The organism is Pelomonas margarita (genome assembly GCF_043555875.1).
Lineage (GTDB): Bacteria > Pseudomonadota > Gammaproteobacteria > Burkholderiales > Burkholderiaceae_C > Pelomonas > Pelomonas margarita.
Genome location: NZ_JBIGHW010000017.1, coordinates 49,948 through 76,033 on the forward strand (window position 1 = coordinate 49,948; position 26,086 = coordinate 76,033).

The following is a 26,086-nucleotide window of genomic DNA, read 5'->3' on the forward strand; positions in this document are numbered from 1 at the left end:
ATGCCTGGCGGGCGCTCAGCCGAGTGCATGGGCCAGATCGTCCAGCTCGTCGCGGCGGCGGCGCTCGTTCTTCACGAGCTGTTCTGCGAGGGTTTCGGGCGCCGGGGCGGCGGGCTGGCCAGCCGGCTCCGCTGAGGGCAGGCCGCCGCGCCCAAGCTCATCGTCCAGGCGCGGCAGGCCGGCGGCCAGGCCGGGGCTCAGCGCGCTGGCGCCGCTGCCGTAGGCGTTGCCGCCTCCAGAGTCCAGACGCGTCGGGGCCCGAAAGCCCTCGCTCAAGTCGCCGACGACGGCGGCCATGGGGCTGCTTTGATTGAGGTCGGCGGTGGCCGAGAGGTTCTGTACCTCGCCGACGGAAAAGCCGAGCGCCTGGCTGCCCGTGAGTGCCTCCGTGCCGCCCAGGCGTTTGACGTCGTTCACGGCCTTGATCAGCACGGTGTCGTAGCTGGCGGTGCGCAGGTTCTGGGTGGGCGGCGGCGGTGCGTCGGCCGCAGGGGCGCCGGTTGTCCCGATTGCGGGCGCCGGCTCGACGATCCACGTGAAGGTCTGCGTGGCCATGGCAGCGCTGGGGTCGGTGGCGGTGATGGTGACCGTGAAGGTGCCCGCCTGCGTCGGCGTTCCCGTGATGACGCCGGTGTTCGGATTCAGCGTGACTCCCGCAGGCAGGCCGTCGGCCGAGAGCGTCAGCGCATCGACGTCCACGTCCGCGAAGGCTGCGGCCACGCTCAGGTTGACCGGTTGACCGACCTGCGCAAGGGAGGCGCCCAGCGGTGCGCCTGATGCTGCGGGGGCGTCGTTCTGCGCTGTCACGGTGATCGTGACCGTGGCAGTGCGGGCCTCGCCCTGGCTGTCGGTCACCGTGAAGCGGAAGCTGTCGACGCCGCTGAAGTTGGCGTTGGGCGTGTAGGTGTAGCTGCCGTCGGTATTAAGCGTGACGCTGCCGTTGGCCGGCGCGCTGGCCAGCGTGGCTGCCAGCGAGTCGTCGTCGCTGGCCCCGATCAGCACATTGCCGGTCACGGGCGTGTCCTCGGGGCTGGTGGCGACTGGCGAGGCCAGCACCGGCGGCGGGTTCGTGGCCGTCAGCGTGAAGGCCTGGCCGACACTGCCTCCCTTGCCATCGGCGGCGGTCACCGTCACCGTGTAGACACCGCCGGTGCCGCCACTCGCGGCTGCCGGGTCGAGGCGGCCGCTGATCACGCCCGTGGCGGGGTTGATGGCGAGACCTGGCGGCAGGCCGCTGACGCTGTAGCTGAGCGCATCGTTGTCGGCGTCGCTGAAGGGCAGGGCGGCGTTCAGCGTCAAGGCCTGGCCCTCGATGCCGTTCACGTTGACCAGGGCTGCACCGCTGGCCAAGGGGGCGTCGTTGACGGCGTTGATCGTCACCGACACCGTCGAGGTGGCGGTGGCGCCCTGCGCGTCGGTCACTGTGTAGCTGAAGGTGTCGGTGCCGTTGAAGTTGGCGTCGGGCGTGTAGGTGTAGCTGCCGTCCAGATTCAATGTGACGCTGCCATGGGCCGGGCCGGAGGCCAGCGTCGAGGTGAAGGCGTCGTCATCGCTGTCGTTGGACAGCAGGTTGCCGGAGATGGCGCCGTCCTCGGGGACGAGGGCGGTGTCGGCCGTGACAGTCGGGCCAGGGTTGGTGGCGGTGAAGCCGAAGGTCTGGCTCAGCCGGCCCTCGTTGCCGTCGTCGGCGGTGACGGTGACGGTGAACACGCCGCCTGATGCTGCACCCGAGGCCCCAGCGGCCAGCGTGCCGCTGATGACGCCGGTGACGGCGTCGATGGCTAGGCCCGGTGGCAGGCCGGTGGCGCTGTAGCGCAGCGCGTCGCCGTCGGCGTCGCTGAACGCGCCACTGGTGGGCAGAAGCACCCGCTGGCCGTCGTCGGCGCTGGTGTCGGCCAGCGGGCTGCCGCCGACCGTGGGCGCGGTGTTCGGCGCCGAACTCACGGTCACGGCGACCGTCGCCGCAGCCGTGGCGCCCTGTGCATCGGTGGCGGTGTAGCTGAAGGTGTCGGTGCCGGTGTAGCCGGCGTTCGGGGTGTAGCTGAAGCTGCCGTCGGCGTTGAGCGTGAGGCGGCCGTTGTTTGGCGCCGAGGCCAACGACGCGGTCAGCGTGTCGTCGTCGCTGTCGTTGGCGAGCACGTTGCCGCCGCTGGGGACGCCGCTGGTGGCGTTCAGCGTGTCAGGCCTGGCCGTGGGGCCGGGGTTGCTGGCGGTGACGTTGAAGGTCTGGCTGCTGCTGCCGCCCTGGCCGTCGCTGGCGGTGACGGTCACCGCGTAGACGCCGGCCGCACCACCGGCCGAGGCGTTGGCCGCCAGCGAGCCGCTGATGACACCGGTGGCCGGGTCGATGGCCAGGCCAGGCGGCAGACCGGCGGCGCTGTAGCTCAGGGCGTCGCCGTCGGCGTCGGCGAAGGCCATGGCGGTGCCGAGGGCCAGGGCCTGGCCGTCTGCTGCGGCTTTGGCGGTCAGCGGTGCGCCGCTCGCCGCAGGCGCATCGTTGACGGTGGCGACCGTGACCGTGACGGTTGCCGTGGCGATGCCGCCCTGGGCGTCGGTCACCGTGTAGGTGAAGCTGTCGATGCCGTTGAAGTTGGCATCGGGGGTGTAGGTGTAGCTGCCGTCGGCGGCCACCACCACGCTGCCATTCGACGGGGCCGTGGCCAGCGTGGCGGTCAGCGTGTCGTCGTCACGGTCATTGGCCAGCACATTGCCGGTGATCGTGCCGTCCTCGGCACCGGTGGTGCTGTCGGCCGCTGCGGCGGGTGCAGGATTGGTGGCGGTGAGGGTGAAGGTCTGGCTGCTGGTGCCGCCGTTGCCGTCGCTGGCCGTGACGGTCACCGCGTAGACGCCGCCCGCACCACCGGCCGAGGCGTTGGCCGTCAGTGTGCCGCTGATGAGGCCGGTGGTGGTGTCGATGGCCAGCCCCGGCGGCAGGCCGGCGGCGCTGTAGCGCAGGGCGTCGCCGTCGGCGTCGCTGAAGGCGCCGGCCGTGGGCAGGTTCACGGTCTGCCCGTCGGCTGCGCTGCTGGCGGCCAGCGGCGTGCCGCTGGCAGTGGGCGGCGTGTTGGATGCTGGGCTGACCGTCAAGGTCACCGTGGCCGTGGCGCTGGCGCCCTGGGCGTCGGTCACGACGTAGCTGAAGGTGTCGGTGCCGCTGAAACCGGTGTTCGGTGTGTAGGTGTAGCTGCCGTCGGCGCTGAGGGTGGCGCTGCCGTGGGCCGGTGGCGAGGTGAGCGCTGCGGTCAGCGTGTCGTCATCGCTGTCATTGGCCAGCACGTTCCCGCCGGCACTGCTGCCCATGCTCAGGCTGAGGCTGTCGGCGTTGGCCGAGGGGCCGGGGTTGGTGGCGGTGAACGTGAAGGCTTGACTGCCCTGGCCGCCGCTGCCGTCGCTGGCGGTGACGGTGACGCTGTACACGCCGGTTGCGCCGCCGGCCGAGGCGTTGGCCGCCAAGGTGCCGCTGATGACGCCGCTGAGCGGGTCGATGGCCAGGCCCGGTGGCAGGCCGGTGGCGCTGTAGCTGAGCGCCTGGCCCTCGACGTCGGCGAAGCCGGCCGCCGTGTCGACGGTCACCGCCTGGCCGTCGGCGGCGGTCTGGGCGGTCAGCGGCGTGCCGCTGGGAGCCGGGGCGTCGTTCACGGGCCTCACGCTGATGGCCACCGTGGCCATGGCCGTGGCGCCTTGGGCATCGGTCACGGTGTAGGTGAAGCTGTCGCTGCCGCTGTAGTTGGTATTGGCGGTGTAGCTGTAGCTGCCGTCGGGGTTCAGCGTCACCGTGCCGTGTGTCGGCCCGCTGGACAGGGTGGCGGTGAACATGTCGTCGTCGCTGTCGTTGCTCAGCACATTGCCGGTGATGGCGCTGTCCTCGTCGCCGCTGGCGCTGTCGGCTGCGGCGGTGGGGCCGGGGTTGGAAACGGTGAATTGCACCGTTTGTGCCGCCACGCCGCCAATCCCGTCGTCGGCGGTCACGGTCACGGTGTAGACGCCGCCGGCGCCGCCGGCAGAGGCGGCGACGCCCAGGCTGCCCATGATCTGCCCTGTGACGGCATGGATGCTCAGCCCGGTGGGCAGGCCGGTGGCGCTGTAGCTCAGCGATGGGCCGTCGGGGTCGGTGAAGGCGGCACCGGCGTCGATGCTGACGGCCTGTCCGTCGATGAGGCTGATGTTGGTCAGCGGTGTGGCCGACGGTCCCGGCGATGAGTTCACGGCCACCACGGTGATGGTGACTGTCGCCGTGGCGGTGGCGCCCTGCGCGTCGGTGGCGGTGTAGGTGAAGCTGTCGTTGCCGTTGTAGCCCGGCGTGGGGGTGTAGGTGTAGGTGCCGTCGGTGTTGAAGATGAGGCTGCCGTGGGTGGGCGGGCTGGCTACGGCAGCGGTCAGCGTGTCGTCGTCCGTATCGTTGCTCAGGACCTGGCCGCTGACGCTGCTGCTTTCGTTGACGCTGGTGTTGTCAGCGGTGGCCATCGGCCCCGGGTTCGTGGCCGTGAAGGCGAAGGTCTGGCTGCTGCTGCCACCGAGGCCGTCGTTCGCCGTGACGGTGACGTTGTAGACACCCCCGGCGCCGCCCGTCGATGCCGCCGCTGTGAGCGTGCCGCTGATCAGGCCGGTGCTGGCGTCGATGCTCAGTCCGGGTGGCAGGCCGGTGGCGCTGTAGCTCGCAGCGGGGCCGTCGGGGTCGGTGAAGGCTGCGGCGGTGGCGATGGACACCGCCTGGCCGTCGCTGGCTCCCGCCGTGGCCAGCGGCGTACCGCTGACTGCGGGGCTGTCGTTGACCGCAGCGATGGTGACGGTGACGGTCGCCGTGGCCGTGGCGCCCTGGGCGTCGGTCACCGTGTAGGTGAAGGTGTCGGTGCCATTGAAGTCGGCTGCCGGCGTGTAGGTGTAGCTGCCGTCGGCGTTGAGGTTGACGCTGCCGTGCGAGGGCCCGCTGGCGAGGCTGGCCGTGTGGGTGTCGTCGTCGCCGTCGTTGGCCAGCACGTTGCCGCTGATGACGGTGTCCTCGGCGCTGCTGGCACTGTCGGCATTGGCCGTCGGGCCGGGGTTGCTGGCGGTGAAGGCAAAGCTCTGGCTGGCCGTGCCGCCCAGGCCGTCGCTGACGGTGACCGTGACGCTGTAGACGCCAGCCGCACCGCCGGCCGAGGCGGCAGCAGTGAGCGTGCCGCTGATGATGCCGGTGCTGGCGTCGATGCTCAGTCCGGGTGGCAGGCCGGTGGCGCTGTAGCTCGCAGCGGGGCCGTCGGGGTCGGTGAAGGCTGCGGCGGTGGCGATGGACACCGCCTGGCCGTCCATGCTGCTGCGCGCAGCCAGTGTGGTGCCGGCAGGGGCATCGTTCACGGGCGTCACCGTCAGCGTGACGGTGGCCGTGCTGGTGGCGCCCTGGGCGTCGGTCACCGTGTAGGTGAAGGTGTCGCTGCCGTTGAAGTTGGTTGCCGGCGTGTAGACGTAGCTGCCGTCGGCGTTGAGCACGACGCTGCCGTTCACCGGGCCGCTGGCCAGGGTGGCGGTGAGGCTGTCGTCGTCGCTGTCGTTGGTCAGCACGTTGCCGCTGATGGTGGTGTCTTCGGCGCTGCTGGCACTGTCGGCATTGGCCGTCGGGCCGGGGTTGCTCACCGTCAGGTGGAAGGTCTGGCTGCTGCTGGCCTGGCCGTCGCTGGCCGTGACGGTGATGGCGTAGACGCCGCTGCTGCCGCCGGCGGAAGCGGCAGCAGCGAGCGTGCCGGTGATGGCGCCCGTGGCAGGGTCGATGGTCAGCCCGGTGGGCAGGCCGCTGGCGCTGTAGGTCAGCGCCTGGCCATCGGTATCGCTGAAGGCCGTCGCGGTGGCGATGGACACCGCCTGGCCGTCCACGCCACTGCGCGCAGCCAGTGTGGTGCCGGCAGGGGCATCGTTCACGGGCGTCACCGTCAGCGTGACAGTGGCCGTGCTGGTGGCGCCCTGGGCGTCGGTCACCGTGTAGGTGAAGGTGTCGCTGCCGTTGAAGTTGGTTGCCGGCGTGTAGACGTAGCTGCCGTCGGCGTTGAGCACGACGCTGCCGTTCACCGGGCCGCTGGCCAGGGTGGCGGTGAGGCTGTCGTCGTCGCTGTCGTTGGTCAGCACGTTGCCGCTGATGGTGGTGTCTTCGGCGCCGCTGGCACTGTCGGCATTGGCCGTCGGGCCGGGGTTGCTCACCGTCAGGTGGAAGGTCTGGCTGCTGCTGGCCTGGCCGTCGCTGGCCGTGACGGTGATGGCGTAGACGCCGCTGCTGCCGCCGGCGGAAGCGGCAGCAGCGAGCGTGCCGGTGATGGCGCCCGTGGCAGGGTCGATGGTCAGCCCGGTGGGCAGGCCGCTGGCGCTGTAGGTCAGCGCCTGGCCATCGGCATCGCTGAAGGCCGTCGCGGTGGCGATGGACACCGCCTGGCCGTCCATGCCGCTGCGCGCAGCCAGTGTGGTGCCGGCAGGGGCATCGTTCACGGGCGTCACCGTCAGCGTGACAGTGGCCGTGCTGGTGGCGCCCTGGGCGTCGGTCACCGTGTAGGTGAAGGTGTCGCTGCCGTTGAAGTCGACTGCTGGCGTGTAGACGTAGCTGCCGTCGGCGTTGAGCACGACGCTGCCGTTCACCGGGCCGCTGGCCAGGGTGGCGGTGAGGCCGTCGTCGTCGCTGTCGTTGGTCAGCACGTTGCCGCTGATGGTGGTGTCTTCGGCGCCGCTGGCACTGTCGGCGTTGGCCGTCGGGCCGGGGTTGGCGACGGTGAAGGTGAAGCTGCGCGTCAGCGTGCCGCCTTTGCCGTCGCTGGCGGTGATGTTGACCGTGTAGGCGCCGCCGGCACCGCCGGCCGATGCGCTGGGGGTGAGCGTGCCGCTGACCTGGCCCGTGACGGCGTCCAGTGACAGGCCTGGCGGCAGGCCGCTGGCGCTGTAGGTGAGGGTGTCGCCGTCCGGGTCGTTGAAGGCCCCGGCCACGTTGAAGCTCTGCGCCTGACCGTCGACGGCTGCGCGGGGGGGCAGCGGCGCGGCGGCTACCGGGTGCGCGTCCACGCTGAGTGTGACGGTGGCGGTCTCGGTGGTGCCGTTGCTGGTGACGGTGTAGGTGAAGCTGTCCGGGCCGTAGTAGCCGGCGCCTGGCGTGTAGACGGCGTTGCCTGCAGCATCGATGGTCACGCTGCCGTGCGCGCCTTGTGTGTAGCTTGTGACGGCGCGGCCTGGATTCTCGAAGTTGTCGTTGGCCAGCACGTTCAGGCTGACGGGCTGGTCTTGCACCAGCAGCACGGCGTCGTCGACCACGTCGGCGACCGGTGCGATGCCGATGGGCAGTTGAGCCGTCACCACCGGCAGGCCGAGCAGCGTGTCCAGCGCCGTGATGTTGAGCGTTACCGGCCCGTTGTAGTCGGCGCCCGGGGTGTAGATCAAGCCTGCAAGCGCGGCGTTGATGTCGGTGGCCAGGCCCGAGAAGGTCATCGAGCTGTCGTTCACGCCGTCGCCGCTGGCCAGCGTGAGATTGGCAGTGGAACCCAGGGTCAGGTCACCACTGCCCACGCTCAGCGTCACCGAGATCAGGTTGCCATTGACGTCGCCGATGCTGATGGTGTTGCCGCCCAAGCCCACCAGCAGCAGCGGCTGGTCCTCGTTCAGCAGGTTGACCAGCGTGGGCAGCGCGATGCTGACGTTCTGCGGCGTGATGGTGACGGTGACCAGGCCAGGCTGCAGCGCGTCGACGCCGCTGCTGTCGCGCAGCGTGTATTGAATGGTGTCCACGCCGTTGTAGCCGGCGTTGGGCGTGTAGGTGATGGTGCCGTCGCCGTTGACGACCGCAGTGCCATGGCTGGCGGTGGCGCCGGTCACGCTCAGCGTGTCGCCGGTGGCCGCCACGTCGTTGGCCAGCACGTTGATGTTGACGGACGCGTTGGTGTGGGTGGCGGCGCTGTCCACCACGGCCACGGGCGGCGGGTGGGCGGCGCTGATCTGCAGTGTCAGCGTCTGGGACAGCGCCGCGCCAAGGTTGTCGGTGGCCGTGACGTTGATGGCGTGGCTGCCCACGGCCATCGTGGTGCCGGTGATCACGCCGGTGCCGGCGTCGATGCTGAGGCCGCTGGGCAGGCTGGCGGCGCTGTAGGTCAGCACCTGCGCATTGGTCGCCACGTCGACGTCGACAAAGGCGGTGGCGGTGGCGAGGGTCAGCGGCGTGCCAGCGGTGGCCAGCACCGTGCCCAGCGGCGTGGCCGAGGCTGAGGGAGCGTCGTTCACGGCGCCGACAGTCACCGTCACTGTGGTCACGGCGCTGGCGCCCTGGGCGTCGGTGACGGTATAGGTGAAGGTGTCGCTGCCGTTGAAATTGGCGTGTGGTGTGTACGTGTAGGCACCGTTGGCGGCCACGGTCACCGTGCCGTTCAGGGGCGGTGTGAGCAGTGCGGCGGAGAGGGCGTCGTCGTCACTGTCATTGCCCAGCACATTGCCGGTGAGGACCGTGTCTTCCAGGCCGCTGGCACTGTCGGCCGCTGCGCTGGGGCCGGGGTTGTTTGCCGTCAACACCAGCGCCTGGCTGCTCACCCCGCCCCGACCGTCGTTGGCGGTCACGGTGACGGTGTAGACGCCCGCCGTGCCGCCGGCCGACGCGGTGGGTGAGGGCGTGCCGCTGATGACGCCGGTGCTGGCGTTGATGCTGAGGCCGGCTGGCATGCCGCTGGCGCTGAAGGCCAGCGCGTCGCCGTCGGGGTCGCTGAAGGCGGTGCCGGCGTTGTAGCTGAAGGCCACGCCGTCCTGGGCTACCGCAGCCGTCAGTGGCAAGCCCAGGGGCGGCAGGTTCGGGGTGGTCAGCTGCAACAGCAGGCCCTGGCTGGCCGAGGCCCCCAGGCTGTCGGTGGCAGTGACGACGACCGTGTAGTTGCCCGCCAGCGTGGGCGTGCCGGTGATCAGGCCGGTGCTGTTGTTGATGCTCAGGCCGGGTGGCAGGCCAGTGGCGGTGTAGGTGAGCACCTGGCCATCGGTGAGCACGTCGGCGTCACTGAAGCCGCTGGCGGTGGCCACGGTCAGCGCCACGCCCGTACTCTGGGCGACGGTGCCCAGTGGCGAGGCGATGGTGGGCGCATCGTTGACAGCATTGACGGTCAGGTTCACGGCAGCCAGGCTGAAGGCACCCTGGGCATCGGTCACCTGATAGGTGAAGCTGTCGCTGCCGTTGTAGTTGGCGTGGGGCGTGTAGGTGTAGGCGCCGTTGGCTGCGAGGGTCACCGTGCCGTGGGTGGGGCCGGCGATGAGGCTGGCCGTCAGCGCATCGTCGTCGCTGTCGTTGGTCAGCGCATTGCCGCTGAAGGCGGTGTCTTCGTTGGTGGTGGCGCTGTCGGTGGTGGCGTTGGGGCCAGGGTTGCTGACCGTCAGGGCCAGCGCCTGGCTGGCACTGCCGCCGTTGCCGTCGCTGACCGTCACGGTGATGGCGTAGACGCCTGCCAGCCCACCGGCCGAGGCGTTGGCATCCAGCGTGCCGCTGATGACGCCGGTGCTGCTGTTGATGCCCAGGCCGCTGGGCAGGCCGCTGGCGCTGTAGGCGAGGATGTCGCCGTCGACATCGCTGAAGCTGGCCGCAGTGGCGATGCTGATGCTGGCGCCGTCATTGCCGGTGCGGGCCGCCAGCGCGGTGCCCAGTGGCGCATCGTTCACCGCCGTCACGGTGATGTTGACGGTAGTGGTGGTGGTCGGCACGCCAAAGCCGTTGTGGTCGCTGACGGTGAAGCTGTCGGGGCCGTTGTAGTTGGGGTCGGGTGTGTAGGTGTAGACGCCGGCTGCGGTGACGATGACGCTGCCGTGGCCGGGGGCGCTGGTCAGCTGCGCCGCGCCCAGCAGTGCCGGCACGGCGCCCACGGTCGGCGTGTCCTCTGCGGTGCTCACGTTCTGCGTGCCGAGCAAACCTTCCCAGTCGGCAGCGCTCAGCGCCTGCAGCGCCACGTCGCCGTGACGGACCTCCAGGTTCCAATCACCTCCCAGCACGCGGCTGCCGGTGGCGTCATCGGACGCGGCGATGTCCAGCCCCAGCGCCGCTGCCAGTGCGGAAACAGCCAGGCCGCCGCGCTGTCCGGCTCCGAAGTCGCAGCCGTAGACCAGCACGTCGGCGCCCGGGGTGAGATGGGTGCCAATCTCGGTGAGCAGGGCGCTTTGCCGGGCATCGAGTTGTGTCGGGTCGAAGGTGGTGTTGCCGAGCTGCAGTTGGCCGCTGCTGCCATGTGTCAGGAGGTGGACGCCGCTGACATCCTGCTGGCCGCGCAGTGCCTCGGCGATCTGCTGAAGGCCATCGCGCGTGGCGTCCAGCATGACGACCTGCATGCCAGCTGTGAGCTGCGACCGGAGTTGCGCCAGATCTGGCAGGTCGTCGGCAAGGAAGACGATTTGCGGCCCGATGCCCAAGGCCTGGCCCAAGGCTGCGATCTCGTTGCCGCTGGGTGCTGCGCCGTTTTCGATGCCATCGGCGGCGACCGGGTCCGCCGGGTGGGTCAGCGCATCAGTGGCCACGGCCAGCGCCGCAGCGTCGAACATCGCACGCGATTCGAGCGCCAGTGGCGGACGGTAGGTTCTGAAGCGCATGACGGCCGGCTGCTGCCGGGGAACTGCCGTCATGCATGCCTGTTGGCTGCAGATGATGGTTTCCCCGCCTCCCTTCGGCACATTGTGGGCGCACGCGCTGAGATCCGGGAAAGCAACGGGCGACAACATGATGCGAAAAAATCACGCCTAACCCTGAAACGACAGGGGCCCGACAGGCGAGGGGCATTTTTCGGCCCATGCCAGCGGCCGGCGCAGCGGAGCTTGGAAAGCTGCCCGGGCGCGTGGTCCGACTATGATTTCAGCGGTTGCCCCGGCCTGTGCCGGGGCTTCGCTTTTTTGAGGGCGTCGTCGTGGTTGCAGTCAGTGGTTGGATGAGAAGAAGCCTGGGCGCGGTCGCGTTCGCGCTGCTCGCCGGCTGCAACAACAGCCCGCACCCGCACGGCGCCGAGCGCGAGAACGCGCTCTACATGGCGTTCGCCGAGCGCTCGCCGCGCTACCTGGACCCGACGTCCTCCTACGCCGCGCCCGAGAGCACCTACGTCTACGAGATCAGCGAGCCGCCCTACGGCTACCACCCCCTCAAGCGGCCGTACGTGCTGATCCCGCGCACGGCTTCAGGCCTGGCCAAGCCCTATTACCTGGACGCCAAGGGCAACCGCCTGCCCGACGACGCGCCCGACGAGCAGATCGCCGAGGCGGTCTACGACATCGCCATCAAGCCGGGCCTGAAGTGGTCGCCGCACCCGGCGTTCGCGAAGGACGCGCAGGGCCAGCACCGTTATCACCACCTGAAGCCCGGCGAGCTGGGCGACAAGCGCAGCCCGTTCGCGTTCGAGCACCTGTCCACGCGCGAGGTGGTGGCCGACGACTTCGTCTACGCGCTCAAGCGCCACGCCAGCCCGCGGCTGGAGGCACCGGTCGCGGCGGTGTTCTCCGAGCACGTCATCGGGCTCAAGGACTACATCACCACGCTCAAGCGCGAGAGCGAGAAGCAGCTTGCCGGCCTGCCCGAGAACCTGACCGACAAGCCCTTCCTGGACCTGCGCCGCTGGCCGCTGGCCGGTGTGCAAGCCGTCAACGACCACCTGCTGCGCATCCGCCTGAAGGGCCGCTACCCGCAGTGGCAGTACTGGCTGGCTACCACGTTCACGGCGGCCGTCCCGTGGGAGGTGGACGCCTTCTACGCCCAGCCCGGCATGACCGCCAACTCCATGAGCTGGAACCAGTGGCCGGTGGGCACGGGCGCCTTCATGATGACCGAGTACGTGCAGGATCGCCGGCACGTGATGAGCCGCAACCCCAACTACCGGCTCGAGACCTACCCCTGTGACGGCAGCCCCGGCGACGCCGAGGCTGGCCTGCTGGCCGACTGCGGCAAGCCCATGCCCTTCGTCGACAAGGTCGTTGCCATCAACGTGAAGGAGGCGGTGCCGCGCAAGGAGCTGTTCAAGCAGGGCTACCTGGACCTGCCCGAGATGGACCGTTCGGACTGGGGCGTGAACCTGGCCGTGGACCGCGACGACTCCGACGAGGTGAAGCGGTTCTTCCAGGAGCGCGGTTTCCAGCTGCCCATGAACGTGGACATCACGAACTGGTACATGGGCTTCAACTGGCTGGACCCGGTCGTGGGCCGCGGCGACACGCCCGAGCAGCAGCGCCGCAACCGCGCGCTGCGCCAGGCCATCTCCATCGCCATCGACTGGGAGGAGGGCTACGGCCGCATCTTCCGCGACAAGGGTGGCGACGCCGCCCACGGCCCCATCCCGCCGGGCGTGTTCGGCTCCAGGGAGGGCGAGCCGGGCGAGTTCAACCCGGTGACGCATCGGCTGGTGAACGGCAAGGTCGAGCGCCGCCCGATTGAAGACGCCCTCAAGCTGATGAACGAGGCCGGCTACCCCGGCGGCCGTGACGCGAAGACGGGCAAGCCGCTGGTGCTGAACTACGACTTCCAGCGCGTCGTCACGCCGGAGCTGAAGGCCGAGAACGACTGGCTGATCCGCCAGTTCGCCAAGCTGGGCATCCAGCTGGACATCCGCGCGACCGACTTCAACCAGTTCCAGGAAAAGATCCTGAAGGGCAAGCACCAGATCTTCTGGTGGGGCTGGTTCGCCGACTATCCCGACGCCGAGAACTTCCTGTTCCTGCTGTACGGCCCCAACGCGAAGAGCCTGCACGAGGGCGAGAACACGGCCAACTACGCCAACCCCGAGTTCGACCGGTTCTACCGCAAGCTGCAGTCGCTGGAAGACGGCCCCGAGAAGGCCGCCGTGATGGCGAAGATGAACGACATTGCCCGCCAGGACGCGCCGTGGGCCTGGGGCTACTGGAGCTACTCGGGCCTGGCCTTCCAGCGCTGGCTGCACAACGGCAAGCCCGGCGTTGTCGTGCGCGACCGTGCCCGCTACCTGCGCGTGGACGTGCAGGAGCGTGCCCGCAGCATCGCCGCGTGGAACCGGCCGGTCTGGTGGCCGCTGCTGGTGCTGGCGGCCGGTGGCCTGGCCATCGCCGTGGCGACGCGCCGCGCGTGGGCCCGCCGCGAGACGGCCACGGCCGTGGCGACGGGGGAGGGCGCCTGATGCTGGGCTTCATGCTGCGCCGGCTGGGCTATGGCCTGGCCATCCTCGTCGGCGTCAACCTGTTCACCTTCTTCCTGTTCTTCTCGGTCAACACGCCGGACGACATGGCGCGGCTGAACATCGGCGGCAAGCGCGTCACGCAGGCGCAGATCGACACCTGGAAGCAGGAGCGCGGCTACGACAAGCCGCTGTACTTCGACGCCAGCCGGCAGGGCGCCGAGCAGGTCACGCACACCATCCTGTGGGAGCGCTCGGTGAGCCTGTTCGCGCTGGACTTCGGCAAGAGCGATGCGCGCCAGGCCATCAACATCGGCCACGAGGTGAAGGTGCGCATGGGCGTGAGCCTGCAGCTGGCGCTGCCGCTGTTCATCCTGCAGGTCATCGTCAGCGTCGCGTTCTCGCTGCTGCTGGTGTTCTTCCGGCACACGCGCATCGACTTCTGGGGCGTCGTGCTGTGCGTGCTGATGCTGTCCATCAGCAGCCTGTTCTACATCATCGTCGGCCAGTTCCTGTTCGCCCGCGTGCTGAAGCTGGTGCCCATGAACGGCTTCGCGGGCGGGCTGGACGCGGTGCGCTTTCTGGCACTGCCCATCCTGCTGTCGCTGCTGAGCCGGCTGGGCGGCGAGGCGCGGCTGTACCGCGCGATGTTCCTGGAGGAGATGGGCAAGGACTATGTGCGCACCGCGCGCGCCAAGGGCCTGTCCGAAGGCCGCGTGCTGGGCCGCCACGTGCTGCGCAATGCGTTGATTCCCATCATCACCAGCGCCGGCAGCTACCTGCCGTACGTCTTCCTCGGCAGCCTGGTGTTCGAGAGCTTCTTCGGCATCCCGGGCCTGGGCGCCTTCGTCATCGAGGCGATCACGGGGCAGGATTTCGCCATCGTGCGCACCATGGTCTTCCTCGGTGCGCTGCTCTATATCGCGAGCAATGCGCTGATCGACGTGGCCTACACGTGGGTCGATCCGCGGGTGAGGTTGCAATGAAGCTTGTGCTGCTCTGGACCGACCTCGCGCTGTGGCTGATGGTGGCTGCGGGCGTCGCCTACGCGGTGCGCGTGTGCGGCCAGGCTCATCTGCGCGGCACCTGGCAACGCGTGCTGCGCGACCCGGTCGCGGCGAGCGCCAGCGTCGTCATGGCGCTGTTCCTGCTGGTCACGCTGGTGGATAGCATCCACATACGCCGCGCGCTGGAGACGACGGGCGGCGCCACCGTCTACGACACGCGCACGCTGTCCGCGCTGGACCTGCTGCTGGCGCGGCAACTCGACATGCGCGAGGTCAGCTACTCGGTGCCGTTGGGCACGCACGGGTTCAACAAGGAAAGCGTCGTCGACGCGCAGGGCCACGCCGGGCGCGACTATCCGCGGCTGACGTTCGGCGGCGCGCATCTGGCCGACCCGGCTACGCAATGGGCGGGCGACGTGGCCCACCGCGCCGCGCTGGGGCTGGCCGGTGGCCTGGCCGTCGCCGCGCTGCTCTTCGGGCTGACAGCCGCCGCGCTGGCCCGCCAGCATCACGGCTGGCGCCACGCGCTGTCCGATCTGACCGCGGACCGCACCTTCTACCCCCTGCGCGCCGTGCTCATCACGCTGACCGTCGTGCTGCTGCTGGCCGGCCCGGCCCTCGCGCTGATGCCGCACTACCACGTGCTGGGCACTGACCGCACCGGCAACGACGTGCTGGTGCAGGCGCTGAAGAGCGTGCGCACGGCCTTCGTCATCGGCGCGCTGTCCACGCTGGCGACGCTGCCGCTGGCACTCCTCCTGGGTGTGCTGGCCGGCTACTACAAGGGCTGGGTGGACGAAGCCATCCAGTACGTCTACACGACGCTGAGCTCCGTGCCCAACGTGCTGCTCATTGCCGCCTGCGTGCTGATGGTGCAGGTTTTCTTCGACAAGAACCCCGACGCGTTCGAGACGGCGCTGGAGCGGGCCGACCTGAAGATGCTGATGCTGTGCGTCATCCTGGGCCTGACCGGTTGGGCCGGCCTGTGCCGGCTGGTGCGCGCCGAGACCCTGAAGCTGCGCGAGCTGGACTACGTGCAGGCTGCCACGGCCTTCGGCGTGGGCGACGCGGCCATCATGGCCCGCCACATCCTGCCCAACGTGATGCACCTGGTGCTCATCACCGTCGTGCTGAGCTTCTCCGAACTCATCCTTTATGAAGCCGTGCTGACCTACGTGGGCGTGGGCGTGGACCCGACGACCAGCAGCTTCGGCAGCATGATCAACCTGGCCCGCAACGAGATGTCGCGCGACCCGATCGTCTGGTGGAGCTTCGCCGCAGCCTTCGGCGGCATGGTGAGCCTGGTGCTTGCCGCCAACCTGTTTGCCGACGGCGTGCGCGATGCATTCGACCCCAAGGCTCGCTCGGCCCGGCCGCGCGTCTTCCGCAAGCGAGGGGCGGACCATGCTTGAGATCGCCGACCTGCGTGTTCAGCTGGACGCCGAGGCGGGCCTGGTGCGCGCCATCGACGGCATGCGGCTGACGCTGGCCCGCGGCGAGACCTTCGCGCTGGTGGGCGAGAGCGGCTGCGGCAAGAGCATGACGGCGCTGGCGCTGATGCGGCTGCTGCCCGAGAACGGCCGCGTGACCGGTGGCGCCGTGACGCTGGACGGGCAGGACCTGCTGGCGCTGCCCGAGCGCCGCATGCGCGACGTGCGCGGCGGGCGGGTGTCCATGATCTTCCAGGAGCCGGCCACCAGTCTGAACCCGGTCATGCGCGTGGGCGACCAGATCGTCGAGGCCATTGAGGCGCACACCGGGCTGCGCGGCGCGGCCGCGCGGACCAAGGCCGTCGACTGGCTGCGCCGTGTCGGCATTCCCGAGCCCGAGCGCCGTGTCGACGACTACCCGTTCCGGCTGTCCGGTGGCCAGAAGCAGCGCGTGATGATCGCCATCGCGCTCGCCGCCGAGCCCGACTTTCTTGTGGCCGACGAGCCGACGACGGCGCTGGACGTGACCATCCAGGCGCAGATCCTGGACCTCATCCGCGACCTGCAGCGCGAGCGCCAGCTGGGCGTGCTGCTCATCACGCATGACCTCGCCGTCGTCAGCAGCATGGCCCACCGCGTGGCGCTGATGTATGCGGGCCAGATCATCGAGGTCGCGCAGGCGGCCGAGTTCTTCGCCCATCCGAAGCATCCCTACGCGCGGCTGCTGCTGCAGGCCTTGCCCGATGCCGCCCGCCGCGGCGAGCCGCTGGCGGCCATCGCCGGCACCGTGCCGCCGCTGTGGCTGGACTTCGCCGGCTGCCGCTTCGCGCCGCGCTGCGATCGCGCGATGACGCACTGCGCCAGCACACCGCCCGCGCTGACCGAGGAAGGCCCGCAGCAGCAGGTGCGCTGTCTGCTCTACAGCCAGCCCGGCGACGCGCTGCCACGCCCTGCGGCCCAACCCAGGGTGTTGCCGCCCAAGCCGGCTGTGCACGGCGCGCCGCTGCTGGACGTGCGCGAGCTGCGCGTGCGCTTCCCGTTGAAGGCGCCGCTGTTCCATCGCGGGCCGCGCCATGTCGACGCGGTCGACGGCGTCAGCTACCAGCTGCACGCCGGCCGCACGCTGGCACTGGTGGGCGAGTCGGGCTGCGGCAAGACGACGTCCGGCAAGGCCATCGTGCAACTGCTGCGCCGCCAGGCGCAGATCAGCGGCCAGGCGCTGTTCGACGGGCAGGACCTGTTCCGGCTCACCGGCAGCGCGCTGGTGCAGGCGCGCCGCAGCGTGCAGATCATCTTCCAGGACCCGTTCGCGTCGCTGAACCCGCGCATGCGCGTGACCGACGTGCTGGAGGAAGGCCTCATCGCGCTGCGCCCCGAACTGGACGCCGCGGCCCGCCGCGAGCGCCTGCACACGCTGGTCGACCAGGTCGGCCTGCGCCGCGACGCGCTGCAGCGCTGGCCGCACGAGTTCTCCGGCGGCCAGCGCCAGCGCATCGCCATCGCCCGCGCGCTGGCGGTGGAGCCGCGCCTCATCGTCTGCGACGAGCCGACGTCGGCGCTGGACGTTTCGGTGCAGGCGCAAATTCTCAATCTGCTGCGCGAACTGCAGCGCGAGCAGGGCCTGGCCTACCTGTTCATCACCCACAACATCGGCGTCGTCGAGTACATCGCCGACGACATCGCCGTCATGCAGCGCGGCCGCATCGTGGAGCAGGGCGCCTGCGCTGCCGTGCTGGGGCAGCCGGCCCAGGCCTACACCCGCGATCTGCTGGCCGCCGTGCCACGACTGCGCTGACCTGTTGCGTCGCGAAAAGGCAACGGCTAGGGATTTCACTCTAGGGCGTGTAACGCCGTGAAACTCAAGTGAATCAACGGGTTGCGGCGAGGTTCTGCGGTGCTAAGTGCATTCACGGGGCGGGTGTCATGTTGCACCCGCACAAACTGCGGCACCCCAATCTGAGCCCACCGCTCAGGCCAAGGAGCGACCCGCACCCCGGGTCAGTGCCGCCAGTTATCGGGCGGGCCCATCGTCTCTTCAGGAGAGTCCATGTTCAAAGTCACCCTCATCAGCAGCGCCATCCTGGCTCTGACCGCCGGCGCCGCCGTCGCTCAGGAGTCGCAAAAGCTTGAGCGCATCCAGGTCACCGGCTCCAGCATCAAGCGCGTCGAATCCGAAACGGCGCTGCCCGTGACGGTCATCACGCGCGACGCCATCGAGAAGTCCGGCGCCGTCAACGTCGAAGACATCCTGCGCCGCCTGTCAGTGAACTCCGGTCAGCTGTCCGACTCCACGCAGGGCGCCGGCTACGCCACCAGCAACGCCAACCTGCGCGGCCTGGGGGCCAATTCCACGCTGGTGCTGCTGAACGGCCGCCGCCTGGCCGGTCACCCCTTCGGTTCGATCGGCGGCTCGGTCGCGGTGGACCTGAACAGCATCCCCTTCGCCGCCATCGAGCGCATCGAAGTGCTGCGTGACGGCGCTTCGGCCATCTACGGCACCGATGCCGTCGCCGGCGTCATCAACTTCATCACCCGCAAGGACTACGACAAGGGCGAGCTGACCGTCCGCTACGGCGCCCCCGAGAAGAATGTCGGCGGCAAGGAGCACGGCGGTTCGATCGCCTTCGGCACCGGCAACCTGGACAAGGACGGCTACAACTTCCTCGTCACCGCCAACATCAAGGAGCAGACCCGCTTGGAGGCGGTCAAGCAGGCGTGGTACTCGCGTCATGCCACCGAGGTTCCCGGCTCCGCGCCCCCGACGTCGTTCCGCGCCTACCCGGGTCGCTTGATGGACATCGGCATCTCGCCCGGCGCCTACACGAACCCCGGCGCCAATATGGCAGCCTGCGATCCCGTCAACACGGTGATCCAACTCGGAGGCAAAGCGCCGAATGGTGTGGATGACGTCAAGCGCTGCCGCGCGATCTACGCGGCCATGCTTGACAACCTGCCCGACAGTACCAAGACTGACCTGTTCGCGCGCGGTAACTTCCGCATCGATGCCGACAACCAGTGGTTCATCGAGGCCTCGGCGGCGCGCAACCACACGACGGGTCGCGCCGCACCGACGCCTATTGACGGCTCGGCGATGAAGGTGGGTGCCGATGGCAACTACCCGAATGTGCGGATGCCGATCACCAGCAAGTATTTCCCTGCCGCGCTCCTTGCAAGGCTGGGTTACACCGCTGCAAATCAACTGGGTGCCGATGGGAAGGTGGCGTTTCCTGGCTTTGATCCCGATGGCGACGGCTACACCGAAATCGCCTACCGCTCGCTGGATCGCGGCAACCGCGTCAGCGACAACACCAACGAGCAGTACCGCGTCGTCGTCGGCGCCACGGGCCTGTTCTCCGGCTGGGACTACGACATCGGCCTGAACGTCGCTCAAGCTCGCGGCACGCTGAACTACAGCGGCTACCTGCTGCAGGAGCCCTTCCTGGATGCCATGAAAACCGGCAACGTCAACCCGTTCGGCCCGAACGACGCCGCCGGCGTCGCGCTGCTGGACGGCGCTGCGCTGGAAGGCAAGGTCCGCCAGTCCAAGGGCACGACCATGGTGCTGGACGCCAAGGTCAGCCGCGAACTGATGAAGATGGGCGGCGGCATGATGGCCATCGCCATGGGCATCGACCTGCGCCGCGAGAAGGCCGACGACAAGCCGACCAACATCGAGTATTCCAAGGGCTCGCACATTGGTGGCGAAGGCTCCGTGCCGGCGACCTCGGCCAGCCGCAACATCTCGGCCATCTACAGCGAGCTGTCGCTGCCGTTCGCCAAGGGCTGGGAAGCCGCCGTGGCGGCCCGCTATGACAAATACAGCGACTTCGGCGGCAGCTTCAACCCGCGTGTTGCGCTGCGCTTCCAGCCTAGCAAGGAAATGCTGTTCCGCGCGAGCGCCGGCACCGGCTTCCGTGCGCCGACTCTGTGGGACGTGAACAGCCCGGTGTCCAACACCAATACGGCGGATCCCCAAACCGACCCGGAGTGCCCGCAACCCAACGACGCACAGGGCAATCCGCCAGCACTTTGCAATACGCAGTTCAACGTGCGTCTGTCCAGTGACAAGAATCTCAAGCCAGAGAAGAGTCGTCAGTTCGCCTTCGGCGCCGTGTTCGAGCCCATCCGCGACCTGAGCATCGCCGTCGACTACTGGAACATCCAGAAGAATGACCAAATCGGCGTGATCAGCGGCGATACGTTGATGGCAGAACCCGGCTTGTACGCCAAGTACAAGAGCCGTGTGGTGCGCAGTCAGACGACCAAGTTCATTTCCTACATCGAGACGCCGGTCGAGAACCTGGGTGAACTCAAGACCTCCGGTCTCGACTTCGACATCAAGTCGGCTGTGCGTCTGGGCAGCTTCGGTCGCCTGGGCGTCGGCTTCGCGTCAACTTACACGCTGAAGTACGAACTGCAGAACGGCAAGGGCCTGCCGTTCACCGACTACGTCGGCAAGTCGCTGGGGGGCAACCCGCCGGTGCCGGAATGGCAGCACACGCTGTCCTTCGACTGGACGATGGGCACCTGGAACGTTGCGCTGGAGAACGTGTTTACCAAGGGCTGGGAAGAGTCGGCCGCCGTGGTCGGCACCAACCTGGGGGTCGACAAGCCCTACCAGGTCAAGGACACCAGCCGCTGGAACCTGGCCGTCAGCTACCGCGGCTTCAAGGACCTGCGCCTGACGCTGGGCGCCCGCAACGCCTTCGACCAGGACCCGCCGTTCGTCGCCTCGTCCAGCTATGGCTCGCACGCGGCCGGCTTTGCCGGTTCGTTCGCCGACCCGCGTGGCCGCTTCATCTACGGCTCGGTGACCTACCAGTTCAAGTGAGACCGTTGATCTGCCGGGCCCACAGGTCCGGCAGTGTCAGGAAAGGGCGTGCCGGGCACGCCCTTTTTTGCTGCTTCGGGCCGCATGCCGCCACCGCGCCGGACGATCGTCGGGCCTGCTGAGCATGTAATCAGCCTGTTTTGCTTGTCCGGGTTAGCCCCAGGCGAAGGGTGGGGCCTCAGGGCTAAGATGACGTTATGGCCAAGTTTGGCCTTGCGGTGCAGCTTTGCTGCGCCTTGTTCGTGGCGAAGAAACACATGCCCGACGGCTCAGGCCACCGGGCGTTTTTTTTGGTCAGAACGGGTGCAAGCAAGCTTTCCGTCAGGACAGACTGCGTGTTTTCGACTATGCGGGAGCGCTCTCTTCGCCATTTAGAATGCACGGCCTTCGGGAGCTGGCAAGCGGGCGGGACGCAACTTCCGCTGCTCAACAGTGGCCGCATTCCTGAAAGAAGTCATCGACTGTGATTTGTAGTTGCAAGAAGGAGCGCGCATGAATTTTGCGCAGGAGAAGCAGGGCGCGTCCCGGTTCACGGGCTTCGGCGTCGTGATCCTGATCCACGTCGTGGCCATCTACGCGCTGGCCAGCGGCCTGGCCAAGGACATCGTGAAGAAGGTCACCGGCCCCATCGAGACCAAGGTCATCGAGGAGCAGGTCAAGCCGCCGCCGCCGCCCGAGAAGGTCGTGCCGCCTCCGCCGGACATGAAGGCGCCTCCGCCGCCGTTCGTGCCCCCGCCCGAGTTCCAGGTCACGGCGCCCGCACCGCCGGCACCTGCCATCCAGTCGACGCAGGTTGCGCCGCCGGCTGCGCAGGACGTCCGTCCGTCGCCGCCGCCGGCTCCGGCCGCCCCGCCGGCAGCACCCAAGCCGACCGGCAAGATCACGGCCGGCATGGTGTGTACCAAGATGGGCCGCCCCGAGGCGCCGTCCGTCAACTGGAGCGGTGAAGCGCTGTACAAGGCCGTTGCCACCGTGAAGGATGGCCGCGTGACATCCGTGGAGATCACGCCGCTGCGTGGTGGTGTGGACCGCAAGGCGCAGCGCGCCCTGGTCCAGGAGATCACCCGCACGCTGAATGAAACTTACGAATGCCCGGGCAACCACGTGTTCGAGCAGGAATTCCAGTTCAAGATCGACTGACCGTCGGCATGAACTACGCGCCAGTCAGGCGCTTCCAGAACCTATCAAACCAGAATTTTTCCCTAGGAGTTGACTCCATGATTTCTCGTATCACCGGCTTCCTGGCCACCATCGCCATGGTCGCGACCCTGGCCGTTTCGCCCGCCCATGCGCAAGACCAGCAGCCGGCCGGCGCCGCTTCGGCAGCCGCCGTTGACGCAGTCGCAGCGCCCGTCGCCGCTCCTGCCGCCGCCGCTTCGGCAGCTGCCGAGAATCCTTACAGCCTGGGCAACATCATTGCTCACGGCAACGTGGTCGACCAGGTCGTGCTGGCCATCCTGGCCATCATGTCCATGGGCTCGTGGTACATCCTGGTGGTCCGTCTGTGGGACACCAGCAAGCTGTCGTCGGAAGCCAAGGAAGTCCGCGCGACCTTCTTCAAGAAGGCCAGCCTGGCTGATGGCGTCAAGGGCCTGAAGGAAGAAAGCGCCTTCCGCTACATCGCCACCACCGCCATCGAGGCTTCGGAGCACCACGAAGGCGCCCTGACCGAGAACATCGACCACAGCAGCTGGGTCACGATGAACGTCGACCGCGCCGTCGCCGACGTCAACACCAAGATCTCGTCGGGCCTGGGCTTCCTGGCCACCGTCGGTTCCACGTCCCCCTTCATCGGCCTGTTCGGTACCGTGTGGGGCATTCTGAACGCGCTGACCGCCATCGGTGTTGCCGGCCAGGCTTCCATCGACAAGGTTGCCGGCCCCGTGGGCGCCGCGCTGATCATGACCGCCATCGGTCTGGTCGTCGCTGTGCCGGCCGTGCTGGGTTACAACTGGCTGGTCAACCGCAACAAGACCGTCATGTCTCAGGTTCGTTCGTTCGCCGGCGACCTGCATGGCGTGCTGATGGGCAACCGCGCTGTCGCCAAGCGCTAATCCCTGAGCTGAAGCTCGTACAGGAGCCAATGCCATGGGCATGAACGTCGGATCCTCTTCCGGCGAGGACGAAGTCAATGCAACCATCAACACCACGCCCCTCGTGGACGTGATGTTGGTGATGCTGATCATCTTCCTCATCACCGTTCCGGTGGTGACGCAGACGGTGGCGGTCAACCTTCCCAAGGAGACCAACATCATCCGTGTCACGAAGCCGGAGAACATTGAAATCTCGGTCAGCAAGGACGGCGACGTCTACTGGAACACCAAGCTGATTCCCGACATGGAGGAGCTGGTGCAGCGCCTCGGTAAGGAATCGGTGAAGAATCCGCAGCCCGAGGTGCACGTCCGCGGCGACGACAAGTCTCGTTACGAGTCGGTCGGTCGCGTGATCTACGCAGCGCAACGCGCCGGCATCATGAAGGTCAACTTCGTGACCGAGCCGCCCGCGCGCGGTGGTTGATCCCGGGAGTCAAGCATGGGAATGAATGTTGGAAGTTCGTCGGGGAGCAGCGAGCCTGAAGTCCTGATGGACGTCAATACGACGCCGCTGATCGACGTGATGCTGGTGCTGCTGGTGATGCTGATCATCACCATCCCTATCCAGCTGCACACGATCAACCTGGACATGCCGCCGCCGAGCAATCAGCCGCCGCAGACCGATCCGGTGGTGCACACCGTGATGATCGACTTTGACGGCACGGTCTACTGGGACGCGGATGCGCTGCCCAGCATCGATGCGGTCAACGCCAAGATGCAGGAGATCGGCGCGAAGAACCTCAGCGAGCAGCCTGAAGTTCACATCAAGCCGAACAAGCTGGTCGACTATGGCGTGGTGGCTGCGGTGATGGCTTCGGCCCAGCGCAACAACGTCAAGAAGATGGGCATGGTGGGTAACGAGCAATACGTCAAGTGACGTGGGCTCGGGCCAGCTGACGCCGATACTTTGAGCGCGCTGCCCGAAAGGGCGGCGCGTTTTTGCTTTGCAGGAGAGCAAGTTGAAGACTTTGAAAACCGTGGTGGCCGTCGCCGTTGGCGCCCTGGCCCTGACTTTGAACGGCGCGCCCGGTGCCGAGTTCGGCCTCAGCCAGGCGTCTGCCCAGGAGACCGTGCGCAAGGAAGTGGGCGGCCCGCTGGGTGACGCCAGCAAGCTGTACAAGGCCGGCAAGCACAAGGAAGCGCTGGCCAAGCTGCGCGACGCCGATGCCGTGGCCAACCGCACGCCGGGCGAGAACTTCGCGATCGAAGGCCTGCGCTTCTCGGCCGCGATGGGTGCGGGCGATGCTGACACCATGACGCGTGCATTCGACGTGTTGAAGGCCAAGCTGGGCGGTCCGCAGCAGCTGCAGTACATGGAAGCCATCGCTGGCACCTACCTGCGCGCCAACAATGCCCCCAAGGCCCTGGAATGGGCCAACAAGTACTTTGCGGCTGGTGGCAGCAGCGCCACGGTCAAGCAGGTGCAGCAGCAGGCGCAGTTCAAGTCCGGCGACATGACGGCGGTGCTCAAGGACACGCTGGCCGAAATCCAGTCGGACGAGAAGTCCGGCCGGGCACCGACCCAGGACAAGCTCAACATCCTGCTGTTCGCGGCACAGAAGAAGGGCGACCTCGCGACCGAGTCCTACGCCGTCGAGCGCCTGCTGAATTACTACCCGCGCAAGGAACTGTGGGCCCAGGTGCTGGGTGGCCTGCAGGGCAAGAAGGGCTTCGCAGCCCGCTTCTCGCTGGACGTCTATCGTCTGCAACTGGCCACGGGCAACCTGAAGACGGCTGACGACTACATGGAGATGGCCCAGCTGGCCGCCCAGGCCGGCTATCCGGACGAAGGCAAGAAGGTCGTCGAGCAGGGGCTGGCCGCCAACATCCTCGGCCAGGGCGCCGAAGGTGCACGTCACAAGCGCCTGCTGGATCTGATGGTCAAGAAGTCCAACGAGGCCAAGGCTGATGCGGCCAACGCCGAGAAGGTGGCGACCGACGCCAGGACTGGCGACGAACTGGTCAAGCTGGGCTTGTCGCGCGTGTTCGCGGGTGACAAGGCTGGCGGCTTGAAGCTGGTGGATGCTGGTGTGGCCAAGGGCAACTTCACGCGCGCTGACGACGTCAAGTTCTACCAAGGCCTGGCGTACTTCAACGCTGGCGAAGGCAGCAAGGCGCAATCCATCTGGCGTGGCGTCAAGGGCACCGACGGCTCCGGCGAACTCGCGCGCCTGTGGGGCGTGCATGCCCGCAGCGCCAAGAAGTAAACCTTCCTTCGCGCACCCAAGCAAAAGGCCCCTCGGGGCAATGCCAGTCAGTTAAGCCATCGAGGCACTGACTGCGGATAAAAAGGGAACGTGTTCACCACGTTCCCTTTTTGCTTTGCGCCTGCTTCAAGATTGTCTCGACCAGACCCTGCAACAAACGCCCGCCGAGGCGCTTACCCAGTTGGCGGAGTTGGTTGATTCTGGTTAAGGTGCTGCGGCCTGGAGGTCCTGGGGGACACAGATGCGGATTGAGGGGGCTCGGCCCTTGGTGGCCGGCTGCCCTCCGAGAGGCTTTGCCATTGTCTTCTTCATGGGTTGAAGATGGTCAAAGCGTCACAGTCAACTGTGACAGTTATCGGTGCTAAGTCGTTGATCTAAAAGAATTTCCTTCAAGATCAATCACTTGCATGGCGGAAGCGGTGAGATTCGAACTCACGGAAGGCTCACACCTTCGACGGTTTTCAAGTCTTTAGATAAATCTTTATAAATCAATGACTTGGAGGTCAATCGTTTCCGCATGGTGGTGCAGATTTGCACTCTTAACCTGTTGATTTTGCTGCATTGACGGTCAGTCATGCGGAAGCGATTTTGGCCGTCGCCATCAAGCCTTGCGCCGCCTGGTGGGGCGAGGCAATGCCGCCGCTGACCAGCAACTCCAGGGAGACGACTCAGTGCCTTGACTGTATCTCAAAAGAGATACATAATCCGCTGATTCACAGGAGCCGATCATGGCGCATTCCGCAATGCTGCACGTCCGCGTGGACGACGAAATCAAGACGCAGGCCACCGAAGCCCTGGCCTCGATGGGTCTGTCGGTATCGGATGCCGTGCGCATCCTGCTCAAGCGCGTGGTCAGCGATCAGGCGTTCCCGCTGGAACTCAAGGTGCCCAACGCCGAGACCCGCGCGGCGATGGAAGAGGCGCGTGCGATGGTGAAGGCGCGTGCTGCACGCTTTGATTCTGCTGACGCCTTGTTCGATGACCTCGAGAAAACCAGCAAGCAGTAAGCGGGCCGCGCCGCCACGGGCAAGTGATTCCGCCAAGAGCTTTCGCAAGGATTGGGAGCGGTTGACCCGCTCCGGGCGCTACGACATGAAGCGCCTGAAGGAGGCGATGCTGCTGCTCATCGCCAATGATGAACCGCTAGGCCCCGAGTGGCTCGACCACCCGCTCAAAGGTGACTGGGCCGACCACCGTGAATGCCACATCGGCGGCGACTTCCTGCTGATCTACAGGACCGACGGCGACACCATCATCTTCGTGCGCACCGGCACGCACTCCGAACTGTTCGAGGAGTAGCACCACGCCGGTGTTGCCGCTGATGTAAATCCGCGTCTATTCGCTGGCGAGGTGTCGGATTTGGTTGCGGTCGTGGACTGGCGGTGAAGCGGCCACGGCCCAATGGCATCAGGGCCTGCATGCAGGCCCTGATGGGG

General features: G+C 67.6%; 13 protein-coding genes. 12 read left to right on the forward strand and 1 reads right to left on the reverse strand.

Annotated features, from left to right (window positions below; translation table 11 throughout):
• Positions 1-15: 15 nt before the first annotated feature.
• On the reverse strand, positions 16-10,548 hold the full coding sequence (locus ACG0Z3_RS21210; RefSeq protein ID WP_394401502.1) for an Ig-like domain-containing protein: 10,533 nt from the start codon (positions 10,546-10,548) through the stop codon (positions 16-18).
• Positions 10,549-10,880: 332 nt separating this feature from the next.
• Between ACG0Z3_RS21210 and ACG0Z3_RS21215 the strand changes: the two genes are divergently transcribed.
• The 12 genes from ACG0Z3_RS21215 to ACG0Z3_RS21270 all read left to right on the forward strand — a co-directional run bounded on the left by ACG0Z3_RS21215 (position 10,881) and on the right by ACG0Z3_RS21270 (position 25,949).
• The gene (locus ACG0Z3_RS21215; protein ID WP_394401505.1) at positions 10,881-13,085 is read left to right on the forward strand and encodes an ABC transporter substrate-binding protein; all 2,205 of its coding nucleotides are present in this window, start codon (positions 10,881-10,883) and stop codon (positions 13,083-13,085) included.
• A complete protein-coding gene (locus ACG0Z3_RS21220) occupies positions 13,085-14,068 on the forward strand; it encodes an ABC transporter permease (RefSeq protein ID WP_394401507.1) in 984 nt (327 codons plus the stop codon). Before ACG0Z3_RS21215 ends, ACG0Z3_RS21220 begins: the two co-directional genes overlap by 1 nt.
• Positions 14,065-15,501, forward strand: a complete 1,437-nt coding sequence (locus ACG0Z3_RS21225; protein WP_394401509.1) for an ABC transporter permease — start codon at positions 14,065-14,067, stop codon at positions 15,499-15,501. Before ACG0Z3_RS21220 ends, ACG0Z3_RS21225 begins: the two co-directional genes overlap by 4 nt.
• The gene (locus ACG0Z3_RS21230; protein WP_394401512.1) at positions 15,494-17,314 is read left to right on the forward strand and encodes an ABC transporter ATP-binding protein; all 1,821 of its coding nucleotides are present in this window, start codon (positions 15,494-15,496) and stop codon (positions 17,312-17,314) included. Before ACG0Z3_RS21225 ends, ACG0Z3_RS21230 begins: the two co-directional genes overlap by 8 nt.
• 252 nt (positions 17,315-17,566) lie before the next feature.
• Entirely contained in the window at positions 17,567-20,350 is a 2,784-nt protein-coding gene (locus ACG0Z3_RS21235) for a TonB-dependent receptor plug domain-containing protein (RefSeq protein ID WP_394401514.1), read from the forward strand.
• Between the two features lie 492 nt (positions 20,351-20,842).
• Positions 20,843-21,490: an ABC transporter substrate-binding protein gene (locus tag ACG0Z3_RS21240; RefSeq protein WP_394401517.1), complete on the forward strand. Its 648-nt coding sequence runs from the start codon at positions 20,843-20,845 to the stop codon at positions 21,488-21,490.
• A 77-nt stretch (positions 21,491-21,567) separates the two neighbouring features.
• Positions 21,568-22,404 (forward strand): MotA/TolQ/ExbB proton channel family protein, encoded by an 837-nt coding sequence (locus ACG0Z3_RS21245; RefSeq protein ID WP_394401519.1) that lies wholly within the window; start codon positions 21,568-21,570, stop codon positions 22,402-22,404.
• A 34-nt stretch (positions 22,405-22,438) separates the two neighbouring features.
• Complete coding sequence (locus tag ACG0Z3_RS21250) at positions 22,439-22,867, forward strand: ExbD/TolR family protein (protein ID WP_394401522.1); 429 nt, start codon at positions 22,439-22,441, stop codon at positions 22,865-22,867.
• A gap of 15 nt (positions 22,868-22,882) precedes the next feature.
• The gene (locus ACG0Z3_RS21255) at positions 22,883-23,320 is read left to right on the forward strand and encodes an ExbD/TolR family protein (RefSeq protein ID WP_394401525.1); all 438 of its coding nucleotides are present in this window, start codon (positions 22,883-22,885) and stop codon (positions 23,318-23,320) included.
• 82 nt (positions 23,321-23,402) lie between these two features.
• Positions 23,403-24,650, forward strand: coding sequence for a hypothetical protein (locus ACG0Z3_RS21260; protein WP_394401528.1), 1,248 nt, complete (start codon positions 23,403-23,405; stop codon positions 24,648-24,650).
• A 728-nt stretch (positions 24,651-25,378) separates the two neighbouring features.
• A complete protein-coding gene (locus ACG0Z3_RS21265) occupies positions 25,379-25,657 on the forward strand; it encodes a type II toxin-antitoxin system RelB/DinJ family antitoxin (RefSeq protein WP_394401530.1) in 279 nt (92 codons plus the stop codon).
• Positions 25,629-25,949, forward strand: a complete 321-nt coding sequence (locus tag ACG0Z3_RS21270) for a type II toxin-antitoxin system YafQ family toxin (RefSeq protein WP_394401532.1) — start codon at positions 25,629-25,631, stop codon at positions 25,947-25,949. Before ACG0Z3_RS21265 ends, ACG0Z3_RS21270 begins: the two co-directional genes overlap by 29 nt.
• The last annotated feature ends 137 nt before the right edge of the window (positions 25,950-26,086 follow it).